Source organism: Mesorhizobium sp. M2E.F.Ca.ET.209.01.1.1 (assembly GCF_004010375.2).
In the GTDB taxonomy this organism is placed as follows: Bacteria; Pseudomonadota; Alphaproteobacteria; order Rhizobiales; family Rhizobiaceae; genus Mesorhizobium.
Genome location: NZ_SADP02000060.1, coordinates 1 through 1,038, shown reverse-complemented (window position 1 = coordinate 1,038; position 1,038 = coordinate 1). Strand labels below are relative to the sequence as shown.

The following is a 1,038-nucleotide window of genomic DNA, read 5'->3' as shown; positions in this document are numbered from 1 at the left end:
TGTGAGCTTTCAGGAGGTTGTCCATTCGGCCCCGACCGAGAAAGCTGAGGTTGTCGAAGCTTCAGTGATTCCCGGAGGACCGAATGAACATCCACAAGAATGCCCGTCTAACGCCGCTGCGTCGAGAGGAGATGGCCCGCGACGTTGTTGAGGGCCGTCTTTCCAAAGCCGATGCGGCGCGGACATACGGGGTGACGGCGAAGGTGGTGGTGCGCTGGGTGGAGCGCTTCCGGGTCGAGGGAAGCGCCGGCATGATTGACCGTTCCTCGCGGCCGAAGACAAGCCCGAAGCAAACCAAAGCCGCGGTGGTGGACGCGATCGCAGCGCTGCGGCGGCAGCGCCTGACCGGCAAGCACATCGCCATGCAAACCGGCGTGTGCGAGGCGACAGTGAACCGGGTGCTGGCACGCGCCGGCCTGTCGCGGCTGAAAGATCTGGAACCGGCCGAGCCGGTGCGCCGCTATGAGCGCGAGCACCCCGGTGAACTCATCCATCTCGATATCAAGAAGCTCGGCCGGATCGGCTCTGTGGGGCACCGCATCACCGGGCGATATCCTGGCGCTGTCAACCGCCATCTCGGCATCGGCTGGGAGTTCGTCCACGTCTGCATCGACGATGCCTCGCGCGTCGCTTTCGTCCAAGTCATGCCCGACCAGCGCAAGGAGAGCGCTGTCGCCTTCCTCGAAGCTGCCATCGCCTATTACGCCAGCCTCGGCATCAAGGTGCAGCGCGTGATGACTGACAACGGCTCCTGCTACCGGTCAAAGGCTTTCCGAGCAGCCTGCAAGCATCTAAGTCTTCGCCAGATATTCACGAAGCCGTACACGCCCAAGACCAATGGCAAGGCTGAGCGCTTCATTCAGACGAGCCTGCGCGAATGGGCTTACGCCCGAGCCTACAATACTTCTCATGAGCGCACTGCGGAGCTGCCGCGATGGCTTCACCGCTACAATTGGCATAGGCCACACGGCAGCTTAAAATCAAAACCACCTATCAGCCGCCTCGGACTGACCAAGGACAACCTATTGAGGCTCCACA

1 protein-coding gene is annotated in these 1,038 nt (G+C 61.8%); it reads left to right on the top strand.

What is annotated here, in order from left to right:
- Positions 1 to 83 precede the first annotated feature (83 nt).
- Positions 84 to 1,038 (top strand): IS481 family transposase (locus tag EN852_RS34530; protein ID WP_135879561.1); only part of this gene is annotated, 955 nt, incomplete at its 3' end.